Raw genomic sequence first — 14,006 nt, forward strand, 5'->3', positions numbered from 1 at the left:
TAGTTGCAGATGAGAGCTGCTCTCCCGCTCGCATCCCATTTACAGGAGCTCCCATGAAGATTCGTCTCGCCCTCGCCGCTGTGGCGGCGTCTGCGGCCCTACTGGCCGGTGCTGTCGGGGCGCCTGCCGCGCAGGCCGCACCCAGCACCGATGCAGTGGCCGCGAAGGCCGCGCTCGACTCGATTCAGCCCCAGCCGACCGACGCCGCCGACGTCATCGACGGCATCGCAGCCGCGAACGCCGTCCTCAAGCAACTCGGCATCACACCGTTCACGCCCACCATTGGCGCCTGCACCGACTTCACGTTCCCGCTGGCGTTGGGAGGCGCAGTCGCGGGGCCGTACACGCCGGGCATCGGCAATCTGAGCCGCGAGTTCCTAGGTAAAGAGATCGACCTCAATGCGGTCAAGCGGGGCGAAGTCCTTTACGGCTTTGTTCCTGTCGGAGTATTTAATGACACCGCCGACAAGTCGGGCATGCGTGTAGCGTGGTTCAACGTCAACACGTTCAAGGGAAGCCTCAGTGAGCCGATGGGTGGCATCACAGACGTTATCGTTAATGCGGTGAAGAAGCGCGCCGCAGCGGTTCCTGACCCGTTGGGTCTGCTACCAACCGTATTGAACCCCGCGTTGGATGGACTAAGGGCGAGTCTCGGTAACATCCTCCCTTCTAACGGCGTTCGCGGTGGTCTCGTCGACACCGGATCCGGCACCGTTCTCTCCGCGATCTACGGCACGGTGAAGAAGGGCGACGCGACGTGCTTCTTCTTCCCGTCGCTTGGCATCGCGACCGCGAAGTAGCGGACGAACCGATTCTGTGCCCGGGGCGACCTCACGGTGGTCTCGGGCACAGTCGTTTCGGCCCGAAGTTATGATCGTCAATGCCAGCGCGCCCGACACGTCGGGTAAGGGAATCCGGTGAGACTCCGGGACTGACGCGCAGCGGTGAGAGCGACGCACCGGACAACCATGTCACTGGGTCAACGCCTGGGAAGACGTCCGGCCGCGGTAGACCTCGAGTCCGAAGACCTGCTGGCTTCCGCGGGAGAAACCCCCGTGGGATCCGCAGGCGAGCTTCGCGTTCTGAGCTCGCGGCCCCGAAGGACCCGATGTCTCGCCCCTCCCGTACGCCGTTGATCGGCGCCGTCGTATTCGCCTCCTCCATTGCTCTGCTCGCCGGCTGCGGCTCGTCGGCTGACGCGCCGCCGTCCGGCCAGCCGTCCGAAGGCTTCCCGGTCACGCTCGCCAACTGTGGTGACGATGTGACCGTCGATGCGCCGCCGCAGAGCATCGTCTCCCTCAATCAAGGCACCACCGAAGTGCTGCTGTCGCTCGGGCTCGCCGATCGCATGGCGGGGACCGCGACGTGGACCGACCCGATCCTGCCGTCGCTGGCGACAGCCAATGAGAAGGTCAAGCGCATCGACGACAACTGGCCGTCGTTCGAAGCGGTTCTCGCCGAGGAACCCGACTTGGTGACGGCATCGTTCGGATCGACCTTCGACAAGGGTGGGACGGCACCGCGTGCCCGGTTCACCGAACTCGGCGTCCCCACTTACCTGGCGCCCGCTGATTGCGAGGGCAAACAGGCGACTGGCGGTGACGGTTCGCGCAGCACGGCGTTCACCCTCGATCTCGTCTACAAGGAGATCACGCAGCTCGGCGAGCTGACCGGCACGTCGGAGAAGGCTGCCGAGGTTGTCGCCGACCTGAAGCGCCGGGTGGCGGCCGCATCCGATTCGGTGCACGCCGAGGGTACGACTGTCCTGTACTGGTTCTCCGATTCGGAGTCGCCGTACATCGCAGGCTGTTGCGGCGCCCCGGGCGTCGTCAGCAAGGCGCTCGGCCTCAAGAACGTCTTCGACGACACACGTGACGAATGGCCGCAGATCGGGTGGGAAGAGGTCGCGAGCCGTAACCCGCAGGTACTCGTTATCGGTGATTTGACGCGCGACACGCAATCGGGTGAGTCGGCGCAGAAGAAGATCGACTTCTTGGAGTCGAACCCGGTCACCCGCGAGATGGACGCAGTGAAGAACAAGCGGTACATCATCGCGACCGGCGCGGAGATGAACCCGTCGCTACGCACCGTGTACGGCATCCAGAATGTCGCGGACGGACTGAAGAAGCTCGGCTTGAGCAAGTGACGGGGGTGCGGACACGGCTCGGCGCCGTCGTCGCGCTCTGGTTCGGCGGGCTGACGCTTCTGCTCGTGTCCATCGGATTCGCGATCACCATCGGGCCGTCCGATCTAGGCGTGTCCGATGTGGCGTCGTCTGTGCGCGCCGAACTGTTCGGCGGCGACTCCGGATTGTCGAAGTTGCAGGAGTCGATCATCTGGAAGCTGCGTCTGCCGCAGTCGGTGCTCGCCGCGGCGTGCGGTGCGGGGCTGGCCGTCTGCGGCGGCGTGCTCCAGTCGCTGCTGCGGAATCCGCTGGCCGATCCTTTCGTCCTCGGTGTGTCGTCGGGCGCGTCGGTCGGTGCGGTGTCGGTGATCCTTCTCGGGTTCGGCGCCGGTGTGATCGGCATGGCTGGTGGCGCGTTCGTCGGGGCGCTGGCGGCGTTCGCACTGGTCCTGCTTCTTGCTCACCTCGCTGGAGGCACAACAGACCGGGTCGTCCTCGCCGGTATCGCCGCCACCCAACTGTTCTCGGCGTTGACGTCGTTCGTCGTATACACCTCGGCAGACGCCGAGCAGACGCGCGGCGTGCTGTTCTGGCTGCTGGGATCGTTGTCGTCGCCGTCGTGGACTGAAGTCGCCGTGTGCGGTTCGGTGACGGTCGTCGGCCTCGCCGTCTGTCTGCTGTCTTCGGGTGCGTTGGACGCGTTCGCGTTCGGCAACGACGCGGCGGCGTCGCTCGGTGTGCACGTGGCCCGCACCCGTTTCGTTCTCCTGTGTGTCACCGCGCTCATCACGGCGGTGGTCGTGAGCGTGTCCGGGGCGATCGGCTTCGTCGGGCTCGTACTGCCGCATGCGGCGCGGGCGATCGTCGGTGTCCGACACCGTGTCATGTTGCCGACACTGGCGATCATCGGCGCGCTATTCCTGGTGTGGGCCGACGTCGCCGGACGCGTGGTCATCGCGCCACGAGAACTGCCGATCGGCGTCATCACCGCGATCGTCGGCGTCCCGGCGTTCGTGGTGGTCTTGATCCGTCAGGGGCGTCGATGATGCTGCAGGCACAAGGAGTCGGCTGGGATATCGGCGGGCGGACCATCCTCGAGGACATCGACCTGACGGTCGTTCCCGGGGAAGTGGTCGGGCTGATCGGGCCGAACGGCTCGGGAAAGTCGTCGTTGCTTCGGCTGCTGGCCGGGCTCCGGAAGCCGAGTCGCGGCATCGTGCGACTCGACGAGACGAGTATCGCGAAGCTGCGGCGGCGGACGGTCGCGCAGCGGGTCGCGTTCGTCGAGCAGACAGCGGCCACCGATCAGAATCCGACGGTCGCCGACGTCCTCGAACTCGGTCGGACACCGCATCGTCGGACGTGGGCGGTCGGGTCGGCGTGGGATCGACAGATCGTTCAGACGGTCGCGCGGGAGACGGAGATCGACGGCATGCTCGACGAGCGGTACGGCTCGCTGTCGGGCGGCGAACGTCAACGTGTTCAGATCGCGCGAGCGTTCGTGCAAGAGCCGGAGGTGATGATTCTCGACGAGCCGACCAACCACCTCGACATCAAATACCAGTTGAACCTGCTTGAGTTGGTTTCCACTCATGTGCAGAACACCGACGCGTCGGCGATCATCGCCGTGCACGATTTGAACCTTGCCGCGATGTTCTGCGATCGAATCATCGTTCTGGCCGGCGGCCGCGTGGTCGGGGAGGGGACACCGGGCGACACCATCACCGAGAAGGTCATCGGTGATGTTTTCGACGTGCGGGCGCGGATCGTCGACGACGACGGTGTGTGGGTTCGGGTAGGCCGACCGTACTACGATTGATTCGATGCCGTCAGATGCCCCGAAACCGCGCGATGTGCCGGTGATCGGGCTGCTCGGACCGATCAATGTAGACGGCCACGATGTGCCCGGGGTACGGGCCAAACGGCTTCTCGTCGCGTTGGCGGCAGCGGACTACCCGGTGTCGAGCGACCGACTGATCGACGAGGTGTGGGGCGACGACCCGCCCAAAGCGCCGCAGGCGGCTCTCCACACGCAGGTCTCCCGACTGCGGACGTTGGTGCGAATCAGCGGATCGGACGGACGGTATCGACTAGAAGACGCCACAACCGATTTGAAACTCGCCGAACATGCACTGGCACAGGGTGATTCCGAATGTGCCGCGTCGTTCTTCCGTGGTGAACCCGCCGAGGGGGTGCGAGCGGAGGCCGAACGTCTTCGACTGCGAATCGATGACCGCCGTATGCACGACTCGCTCGCTTCGGGCGACTGGGCGACTGCCGGGCGGTTCGCGTCCGCCCGCGCGGAAGCCGACCCGATCGACGAGGCGGCCCACATCGTGTGGATGCGTGCGCTCGCGGGTAGCGGGCGAACATCGGAGGCGCTGGCGGTGTTCGCAACTCTGCGCCGCTCGCTCGCGGAGGAACTCGGCGCCGACCCCGGAGCCGAGGCGACAGCGCTCCACACCGAATTGCTGACCGGTGCCACGAATCCGGGCCGTCGTTCCCCGAAGCTCCGGAATGAGGCGCTCATCGGCCGCCACGGCGACCTCGCCGCGCTGACTCGACTCATCTCCGAGCATCGGGTCGTGACGGTGCAGGGGCCGGGCGGGGTCGGCAAGACATCCATCGTGTCGGCCGTCGGTGATGTCTTCACGGACCGCGGAACGTCGGTGTACTTCGTGCCGCTCGCCGCGGTACGCGACGCCACCGACCTTGTCGGTGTCGTGGCGGCGACGTTGGGCGTCGGCGAATCGGACGTGCGGACCAGTGCGGTGCCCCGGCTGGTCGGCGACTTGTCGCAACGACTCGGCGATGCGCTCAGAGGCAGCGACACGCTGCTAATCCTCGACAACTGCGAGCAAGTGATCGACGCTGCGGCGGCGCTCACCGGAGAGCTGATCGCGACTCTGCCCGACCTTCGCGTTCTGGTGACGAGCCGATCGCCGCTGCTCATCACGGCTGAACAGATCTACCAGCTACCCGTGCTTCAGACGTCGGGCGCCGAGTCGGCCGGGGTGGAACTGTTCACGTTGCGCGCCCGCTCCGTACGCCCGGACGTCGTCCTCGAGCCGAATGCTGTCGCGACGTTGTGCGCCCAACTCGACGGTCTGCCGCTGGCGATCGAGCTCGCTGCCGCGCGAATCCGAGTGATGAGTGTGGACGATGTCGTCGCGGGGCTCGCGCAGCGGTTCGCACTGTTGCGGTCGGCGGACCGGACGGCCCCGGATCGCCACCGCACGCTGGAGGCGGTCATCGAGTGGAGTTGGGATCTGCTCGACGATGATGCGCGTGTCGCGCTGTGTCGTACCTGTTTATTTCCGAACGGTTTCGGAACGGCGGCCGCCGGGTATGCGACCGGAATGTCGGGGGTGGCGTTGGCGGATGCGTTGACCGCTCTCGTTGATCAGTCGTTGTTGCAGGTCTATGAGGTGGACGGGCATACGCGGTATCGGATGCTCGAGATGGTGCGTGAGTTCGGCGAGGAGCGTCTCGCGGATGCGGGGGAGACGGCGGCGACCGTCGCATCGATGTCGACGTGGGCGCGCGTCACCTGCGGCGGACTGCGCGCTCGGTACAGTCACGTCCCCGACCGAGTGCTCATCGCCGAGACTGCGGCCGAGACCGAGAACTTCGTGTGGGTGTTGCGCCGAGCGATCGACGCCGCACCGGAGTCCCGTATGGCGGTCGAGACGATCGTCGACGTATTTCCGGTGATCGCGGTGTTCTGGGCGAGCCGGGGGCTGCACGCGGAAGCCGCGTCGTGGTCCGCGCGTGTGGTGGACGCACTCCCGATCCCGAGCCAGGTTGACGAGCGTCTCCGTCAGTCGTGGTCACTGACGGCGATCATCTCCGCCGTTCACCTGCTCCCGATTGCGGCGTATCGAAATCTCGCGCGGGCGATGCTCATCCTGCGTCGATTGCATCGGCCGGAGCAGATGTACACCGATCCGATCGAGTTCGTTTCGGCGGTCCTGTTGGCGCGGCGGAAGGCGGCCGGCTACCGAATCGTGTTGCGCGGTCTGCAGCCTGGGCGACCCGAGCTGGTCCGATGGGCGGCGTTGAGCATCCGGTTCAACATGCGGGAGAACATCGGTGATCTCGATGGGGCGCTGCGCGACAGTTTGGAAGTGTCGGCCAGCGCCGGTGCGGCGCAATCGTTCACTTCCGCGATGACCGATATGACGACCGCGAGCCTCCTCGGCCAGCAAGGACATTGGGCGCAAGCCTTGGATCTGTATCGGCAGACCGCCGCGACCTTCGACGACCTCGGCGCGGACGACGACGCACAGCAGGTGAGCGTCTACATCATCGCAACGCTGCTGGCGCTCGGCGACATCGACGGCGCACGGCGGCAACTCGACGACTTGACCGGTGGGTGGCGGCCTGGCGATCCGACGCCGCAGGGAAGCGCCGAAGCTGTCGCCGGGATGATGATGGTGTTCGCCGAGTACCAGCGGGTCTCCGGGACCGCGTCCGATGAAGCCGTCGCCGCGCTCTCCTGCCGCGCGGTGGAACTGCTGATCGGCGAGCAGGCGACCGAGCGACGCGACCCGGGTGTTCTGGGGATCGTCACCGCAGCCGTCGCGGGACTGATCTGTGTGGGAGCGTACGACCGCGCCGAGACGTACGTCACTGAGGTCGCCCGCACACTCGCTCCGGTCGGTGTCGGTTGGATCGACGTTCCACAGACGGCAGGCGTCGTCTTCGCGTGCGGTGCCCTCGCGTGCATCGCGTCGCCCGGCGACGAGATCGGGGCCCGTTGCATGGCGTTGGCATTGCGGCTCGGCGCGCGACACGACTACCCGGCAGTCCACGAATTACTGGTCGACGCCCCGCGTCTATCTGGCTGCAGCGCCGACCAGTGGGCGCACATCAGCTCGTCTGCGCACCGATTGGCGCGCAGACGAGCTCTCGACGAAGCGCTCGGCTACTTGGCGCTGCGAATGTAGGCCCGGACCGCGAGCGGTGCGAACACGGCGATCAAGATCGCCGCTCCAAGCAGGCTCCATAAGACGTGCGTGCCGACGTGGCCGTCATTGCACAGCTCGCGGATCGCGGTGATGAGATGGCTGATCGGGTTGATGTTGACGAAGCTCTGCAGCCAACCCGGCATGGTGTCGACCGGGACGAACGCGTTCGACATGAACGTGAGCGGGAACATGATCAGCATCGAGATGCCTTGTACCGCAGAGGCCTTCTTCACCAGGCAACCCATGAGCGCGAAGATCCACGACACGGCGAAGCTGCAGATCAGTACGAGGACGAGGGATCCGAGGACGCCGAGGGGCTCGGGTCGCCAGCCCATCGCGATACCGACCGCGAACGTGATCGTTGTGGCGATCAGGTAGCGGACGACGTCGGCGAGCAGAGCGCCGGCGAGTGGGCTGATACGGGCAATCGGCAGGGACCTGAATCGGTCGAACACCCCCTTGTTCATGTCTTCACGGAGTTGGGTTCCGGTGACGATGGACGTGGTGATCACTGTCTGGACGAGGATGCCGGGGACGATCACGGGCAAGTAGCTGGAGATGTCACCGCTGATCGCACCGCCGAAGATGTATGTGAACATCAGCGTGAAGATGATCGGTTGCAGGACGACGTCGAAGAGTTGTTCGGGGTTGCGGGTGATCTTGATGAGACCGCGATAGCCGAACGAGAACGACTGTCGGACGGTCTCGGTGAGAGTCACCGAGCGTCGAGGTTCTCGGATCGTGTCGATCCCGATGGACGTGGCAGTGGATGTGGCGGTGGCAGTGGCTGAAGTGGTGGTCACGAGTCAGGCCTTTCCGGTGATGGTCAGGAACACTTCGTCCAGGCTCGGCTTGGAGACGGCGATCTCGTCGACGGTGATGCCGCGGTCGCGGAGGGCGACGAGCAGGTCGGGCACGAGGTCCTGGCGGTGCAGTGGTGCGGTGACGCGACCGGCTTCGGCGCTGAGGACCGCGGTCTCGCCGAGTACTGACTCGGCGAGACCGGCTACAGCGGCCGCATGGTCGCGGTCGGCGGGGGCGATGGTTAGGGTGCTGGTTCCGACCGATTGTTTGAGCTGGTCGGCGGTGCCGTCGGCGATGACGCGGCCGCGGTCGATGACGGCGATTCGGTCGGCGAGCTGGTCGGCTTCGTCGAGGTACTGAGTGGTCAGCAGGACGGTGCAGCCGTCGGCGACGAGCGTGCGAATCGTCCCCCACATTTGGGCGCGAGTACGCGGATCGAGTCCGGTCGTCGGCTCGTCGAGGAACAGTAGAGGCGGCGTATCGATCAGGCTGGCAGCCAGGTCGAGGCGCCGTCGCATACCGCCGGAGAACTCCTTCAGCGGTCGGTCGGCCGCTTCTTCGAGCGCGAAGTCGGTCAGGAGTTCGTCTGCGCGCGAACGGCATTGCGCGCGTGACTTGCCCAGGAGCCGACCGAAGAGCATGAGGTTCTGTCGCGCGCTGAGGTCTTCGTCGACCGACGCGTACTGTCCGGTGACGCCGATCAGTGAACGCACGGAGACGGCGTCGCGGACGACGTCGAACCCGAAGATGCTCGCGCTGCCGGCATCCGGGCGTAGGAGGGTGGCGAGCATGCTGACCGTCGTGGTCTTGCCTGCGCCGTTGGGGCCGAGGACGCCGTAGACCGAGCCCGTCGGGACGGCCAGATCTACGCCGTCGACCGCTGTGGTGGCGCCGAAGTGTTTGACGAGCCCACGTGCGTCGATCGCGAGATCGGCGGCCGGGCCTTGGCTAGAGGCGGCTGTCTGCGCCGAGAGTGTCGTAGTCATATTGACGACGATGCGCGGTCGGTCTGTCGTCGGGCTCACGTGCGCTTACACGGTGCTGTCGTGACGCGTTCGGATGAGGCATAGTAGACGGCAGTGCACGTCGCGCGGGCAAGGGGTTCGCGATTCAGGCGTGCAACAGAGAGTGAGTTTGTGGTGGCTGTCAGCGGCAAAGTTGTGCATTTCGACTCGAATCGCGGGTTCGGATTCCTGGCACCGGAAGAGGGCGGGGACGACGTGTTCCTGCACATCAACGACATCAGCATCGACGAGAACCTGCTGCGCCCGGGCGCGGTCGTGGAGTTCGACGTCGAGAGCACCGACCGTGGGTCGAAGGCGACGAACGTCAAGGTGACCGAGGAAGCTCCGGCGGGTGACCCCGCTGTCGAGCGCGCCCACCGCCGCGACGACAACCGTGGCAAGTTCGGCGACCGGGATCGCGGTGACCGTCGTGACCGATTCGATCGCAACGACCGCAACGATCGCGGCGATCGCGGTGCCCGAGACGACCGTGCGCCGCGTCGCCCCCGCCATGCGGGCGGCCCGCTGTCGAACGAGATCACCGAGTTGCTGCTCGACTCGTCGCCGGACCTGACGGCACGCCAGATCACCTCGATCCGTTCGCGGATCCTCGACCTGGCTGCTTCGCGCGGGTGGTCGAACGATTAATTCGGCCGCGTACGGCGCTCACGATGTGGAGCGAATGGTCGTCGAAGGGCACAAGCTCGCCGACACCGGTTCGCCCGCCGAGCATCGGAGCGACTTCTCGCGCGACCGCGCCCGAGTGCTGCATTCGGCAGCGCTTCGGCGTCTCGCGGACAAGACGCAAGTCGTTGGTCCGCGAGAGGGCGACAACCCTCGCACGCGTCTGACGCATTCGTTGGAAGTGGGCCAGATCGGCCGCGGTATCGCGGTCGGTCTGGGCTGCGACCCGGACCTCGTCGAGCTGGCCGGGCTCGCCCACGACATCGGGCACCCGCCCTACGGGCACAATGGTGAACGGGCGCTCGAAGAGGTCGCGCGCGATCACGGCGGGTTCGAGGGCAACGCCCAGAACTTGCGGATCTTGACGGCACTGGAGCCGAAAGCGCTTCTGCCGAACGGGGAGAGCGCCGGATTGAATCTGACGCGTGCATCACTCGATTCGACATTGAAATATCCGTGGTCGCGGCAATCCCCGGGCAGCAAGTATGGCGCGTATGTCGAGGACGAGCCGGCCCTCGCATGGGTGCGCGCCGGAGCCCCGGAGGGCCGCCGCTGCCTCGAAGCCCAGGTGATGGACTGGTCCGACGACGTCGCCTACTCCGTTCACGACCTCGAGGACGGTGTGATCGGCGGACGGATCGATCTGCGCCAGTTGGGTTCTCGTGACGACCAGACCGAGCTCGCGGAGCTCGGCATGAAGTACTTCGGCGGCGACGATCCCGCCCCGCTCGTCGACGCTGCGCAACGACTGTCGGAGATGGACATTTTCGCCGGGCTCGGTGAGTACGACGGTTCGCTCGACGCGTCCGTCCGACTGAAACGACTCACATCCGAATTGATCGGGCGGTTCGCGACCACCGCGATCGCGTCGACGCGCGCAGTGGTGGACGACCAGCCGGTCTGCCGGTACGACGCCGATCTGTCCGTCCCTGACGACGTGGCCGCCGAGGTCGCTGTCCTCAAGACCGTTGCGTTGCGCTTCATTTTTTCCGACCCGCGCCACCGCGCACGACAGGACCGCCAGCGCGAGCGCATTCACCGGGTCGCCGAAATGCTGTTGGTGACGTCACCGGGTGGCCTCGACCCGTTCTTCGTCGCCCGGTGGAAGCTCGCGGTGACCGACGACGACAAGGTGCGCGTCGTCGTCGACCAGATCGCGTCCATGACTGAAGGGCGACTGGAACGCCTGGATAAGTCGAGTGCCGAGGTGCAAGCGCACTTGGGTTAACGGTGCAGGCGCACCTGGGCTAAAGGAGGCATCCGTGTACGGACCGCTGTTGGCATCGCTCACCGACGACCTCGATCGCGATGCGGTACGTGTCGGCGACGTCACGCTGACTCGCCGGGAACTGCTCGGCGCGGCCTCGGTCGTCGCTGAGGCCGTCGCGGGCCGGGATGCCGTCGCGGTCAACGGTGCCGCGAGCATGGAGACTGTCGTCGCGGTGGTCGGGGCCCTCATGGCCGGGGTGCCCGTAATACCGGTCCCGGCCGATGCCGGTGAGTCCGAACGTGCCCACATTCTCAACGACAGCGGAGCCCAGGTGTGGCTGTGTGCAGCCGACGTCGACGTGGCGGCGCGTAGCGATTCGGTCTTCGAGGAGCCGGATGAATCGGCTGTCGGACTGATCGTCTACACGTCGGGAACCACCGGGAAGCCGAAGGGGGTCCGACTCTCGCGGCGTGCGCTGGCGGCGTCCATCGACGGCCTCGCCGACGCCTGGGAGTGGACTTCCGAGGACACGCTGGTCCACGGGCTCCCGCTCTTCCACGTGCATGGGCTCGTCCTGGGGGTGATCGGTGCACTGCGCGTCGGGTCGCCGCTGATCCACACGGTGCGCCCTACCCCGACCGCCTATGCCGAAGCAGGCGGAAGCCTGTACTTCGGCGTGCCGACGGTGTGGAGTCGAGTCTGCGACGATCCGTCTGCCGCGCAAGCACTCTCGTCCGCGCGCCTATTGGTGTCGGGGAGTGCGCCGCTGCCGGTCCCGGTGTTCGAGAAGCTCACCGAACTCACTGGAACCGCCCCGGTGGAACGGTACGGGATGAGCGAGACGGTGATCACGCTGTCGACCCGAGCAGACGGCGAACGTCGGCCGGGATGGGTCGGTGTGCCGATCGACGGCGTACAGACTCGGATCAGAGGCGAGGACGGGCGGCTCGCGCCGCACGACGGCGAGACGTTAGGCGAACTCGAAGTGACCGGACCGACCGTGTTCGACGGATATCTCGGCAATGCGGAAGCGACCGCGAAGGTGACGACCGACGACGGCTGGTTCCGTACCGGCGACATCGCGGCGATCGACACCGACGGATTCCATCGGATCGCTGGCCGAGAGTCGGTCGACATGATCAAGTCCGGCGGCTACCGGATCGGGGCAGGGGAGGTCGAGCACGTGTTGCTGTCCCAGCCGGGTGTCCGTGACGCCGCGGTCGTCGGCGTACCCGATCCGGATCTCGGGCAGCGCATCGTTGCTTTTATCGTCGGCGACCTCGCTAGACCAGACGATCTCATCGGGGCGGTTGCGGCGGAATTGTCCGTGCACAAACGTCCCCGCGAAGTCCGCGTCGTCGACGAACTCCCGCGCAATGCGATGGGGAAGGTGCAGAAGAAGACGTTGCTGACCGGGTGGTAGATGAATGTCGGCTCCGCTGACTCGCGGACCGTCAGAACAGGCGTTTGAGCAGGTTGGTCTCGGCGAGATCGAGGATTTCGTCGCCGCGACCGGACATGACGGTCCGCAACGCGTACAGGGTGAAGCCCTTCGCCTGGGCGGCGGTGATCGATGGTGGGATCGACAACTCCTGCCGGTCCGTGCGCACATCGAGGACGGCCGGACCGTCGTGGGCGAGGAAGTCGTTGACGGTCTGCGGCAGTTCTTGCGAGTCGATCGCGCGGAAGCCGCGGATACCGATGGCGTCGGCGACGCGCGCGAAGTCAGGGTTCTCCAAATCGGTGCCGAACGTGACGAAGCCTGCCGCCTTCATCTCCAGTTCGACGAAGTTGAGTGACGAGTTGTTGTACACGACCACCTTAACCGGAAGCTTCGCCTGCACGAGCGTCAGGAGTTCGCCGAACAGCATCGCCAGCCCGCCGTCGCCGGCGAGGGCGATCACCTGACGGCCGGGAGCGGCCGACGCGATACCGATCGCGTGCGGCAGCGCGTTCGCCATCGAGCCGTGGCTGAATGAGCCGATCAGCCGTCGTCGTCCGTTCATCTCCAGGTAGCGGGCCGCCCACACGACAGGTGAGCCGACGTCCGGCACGAAGACCGCGTCGGCGTCGGCACCGTCGGAGAGGAGCTTGGTCAGATACTGCGGGTGGACCGCATCGCCGGGATCGGACGGCGTGGCCAGGTCGTCGAGTGAGGCTCGGGTGCGGCGGTAGTGGTCGAGCGACTTGGACGCGTGCTTGCCGTCGCGGCCGGGGTTGATTAGTTCGGTGAGCGCGGGCAGCGTGTCGCGTGCGGACCCGAGAAGTGGAAGGTCGACGCGGGTTCGTCGACCGATCTGGCTGCCCCGGATGTCGAGTTGGATCACGTATGCGTCCGACGGCAGGAACTGAGAGTACGGGAAGTCGGTGCCGACCATCACGAGCGTGTCGCAGTGTTCGACGGCACGATAACCGGAGGAGAAGCCGAGCAGGCCAGTCATCCCGACGTCGTACGGGTTGTCGTATTCGACGAACTCCTTGCCGCGCAACGCGTGCACGATCGGCGCCTGCAACGCGTCGGCGAAAGCAACGAGTTCATCGTGCGCACCCTGGACTCCGGCGCCGGCGAGGATCGTCACCCGGTCGGACTCGTTGAGTTGCGCGGCCGCGATCGCCAGTGACTCATCGCTCGGCCGGACCACGGACTCCGCGGCACGGATCCGCGTGACTCGCTCGGGTCGCTCGAACTCGGCGAGGAACAGTTCGCCGGGGATCACCAGGACCGATACGCCGCGCTGTTCGATCGCGGTGCGGATCGCGATGTCGAGCACATAGGGCAGTTGGTCGACGGTGTTGACGGTCTCGCAGTAGGCGCTGCATTCGGCGAAGATGCTTTCCGGGTGTGTCTCCTGGAAGTAGCCGGTGCCGACGAGAGCGCCGGGGATCTGCGCGGCGATCGCGAGCACCGGGACCCGGGACCGATGTGCGTCGTACAGTCCGTTGACGAGGTGGAGGTTGCCGGGCCCGCAACTGCCTGCGCAGACCGCGAGCGAATCCGTCATCGCAGCTTCGGCGGATGCCGCGAACGCGGCGGCCTCCTCGTGGCGGACGTGCTGCCAAACGATGCGTGGATGCTCGCGCAGTGAATCGGTGAATCCGTTGAGCGAGTCTCCGGGGATGCCGTACACCCGCTCCACTCCGGCGGCTTCGATAGTCTCGACGATGAGGTCAGCGACGGTGTAGCTCATGGCATCCAAAGGTACGCTGCC

11 protein-coding genes and 1 riboswitch are annotated in these 14,006 nt (G+C 66.1%); of the genes, 8 read left to right on the plus strand and 3 right to left on the minus strand.

Annotation, left to right across the window (positions count from 1 at the left end):
* The first annotated feature begins 53 nt into the window (after positions 1-53).
* The 5 genes from MP11Mi_RS13415 (at position 54) to MP11Mi_RS13435 (ending at position 7,074) form a co-directional block, all read left to right on the plus strand.
* The gene (locus MP11Mi_RS13415) at positions 54-800 is read left to right on the plus strand and encodes a hypothetical protein (RefSeq protein ID WP_420039404.1); all 747 of its coding nucleotides are present in this window, start codon (positions 54-56) and stop codon (positions 798-800) included.
* Between the two features lie 67 nt (positions 801-867).
* Positions 868-1,050, plus strand: a riboswitch (cobalamin riboswitch).
* Between the two features lie 58 nt (positions 1,051-1,108).
* On the plus strand, positions 1,109-2,146 hold the full coding sequence (locus tag MP11Mi_RS13420) for an ABC transporter substrate-binding protein (protein ID WP_420039405.1): 1,038 nt from the start codon (positions 1,109-1,111) through the stop codon (positions 2,144-2,146).
* 5 nt (positions 2,147-2,151) lie between these two features.
* Complete coding sequence (locus tag MP11Mi_RS13425) at positions 2,152-3,171, plus strand: FecCD family ABC transporter permease (RefSeq protein ID WP_420712881.1); 1,020 nt, start codon at positions 2,152-2,154, stop codon at positions 3,169-3,171.
* A complete protein-coding gene (locus tag MP11Mi_RS13430; RefSeq protein ID WP_420039407.1) occupies positions 3,168-3,944 on the plus strand; it encodes an ABC transporter ATP-binding protein in 777 nt (258 codons plus the stop codon). Before MP11Mi_RS13425 ends, MP11Mi_RS13430 begins: the two co-directional genes overlap by 4 nt.
* Positions 3,945-3,948: 4 nt before the next feature.
* On the plus strand, positions 3,949-7,074 hold the full coding sequence (locus MP11Mi_RS13435; RefSeq protein WP_420039408.1) for a BTAD domain-containing putative transcriptional regulator: 3,126 nt from the start codon (positions 3,949-3,951) through the stop codon (positions 7,072-7,074).
* Here MP11Mi_RS13435 and MP11Mi_RS13440 read toward each other — a convergent pair.
* Positions 7,053-7,850 carry an ABC transporter permease gene (locus MP11Mi_RS13440; protein ID WP_420042100.1) on the minus strand — a complete coding sequence of 266 codons (798 nt, stop codon included), beginning with the start codon at positions 7,848-7,850 and terminating at the stop codon, positions 7,053-7,055. The genes MP11Mi_RS13435 and MP11Mi_RS13440 overlap by 22 nt on opposite strands.
* 51 nt (positions 7,851-7,901) lie before the next feature.
* Positions 7,902-8,885, minus strand: a complete 984-nt coding sequence (locus MP11Mi_RS13445) for an ATP-binding cassette domain-containing protein (protein ID WP_420039409.1) — start codon at positions 8,883-8,885, stop codon at positions 7,902-7,904.
* Positions 8,886-9,038: 153 nt separating this feature from the next.
* Here MP11Mi_RS13445 and MP11Mi_RS13450 point away from each other — a divergent pair, with 153 nt between their 5' ends.
* Genes MP11Mi_RS13450 through MP11Mi_RS13460 form a run of 3 tightly spaced genes read left to right on the plus strand, consistent with a single transcriptional unit; the run spans position 9,039 to position 12,220 of the window.
* The gene (locus MP11Mi_RS13450) at positions 9,039-9,551 is read left to right on the plus strand and encodes a cold-shock protein (protein WP_420042101.1); all 513 of its coding nucleotides are present in this window, start codon (positions 9,039-9,041) and stop codon (positions 9,549-9,551) included.
* Positions 9,547-10,815, plus strand: a complete 1,269-nt coding sequence (locus tag MP11Mi_RS13455) for a deoxyguanosinetriphosphate triphosphohydrolase (RefSeq protein ID WP_420712882.1) — start codon at positions 9,547-9,549, stop codon at positions 10,813-10,815. Before MP11Mi_RS13450 ends, MP11Mi_RS13455 begins: the two co-directional genes overlap by 5 nt.
* Before the next feature lie 34 nt (positions 10,816-10,849).
* Positions 10,850-12,220, plus strand: coding sequence for an acyl-CoA synthetase (locus MP11Mi_RS13460; RefSeq protein WP_420039410.1), 1,371 nt, complete (start codon positions 10,850-10,852; stop codon positions 12,218-12,220).
* A gap of 31 nt (positions 12,221-12,251) precedes the next feature.
* Here MP11Mi_RS13460 and poxB read toward each other — a convergent pair whose 3' ends face one another.
* Complete coding sequence (poxB, locus tag MP11Mi_RS13465; protein WP_420039411.1) at positions 12,252-13,985, minus strand: ubiquinone-dependent pyruvate dehydrogenase; 1,734 nt, start codon at positions 13,983-13,985, stop codon at positions 12,252-12,254.
* Positions 13,986-14,006: the final 21 nt, after the last annotated feature.

Source organism: Gordonia abscondita (assembly GCF_032711245.1).
In the GTDB taxonomy this organism is placed as follows: Bacteria; Actinomycetota; Actinomycetes; order Mycobacteriales; family Mycobacteriaceae; genus Gordonia.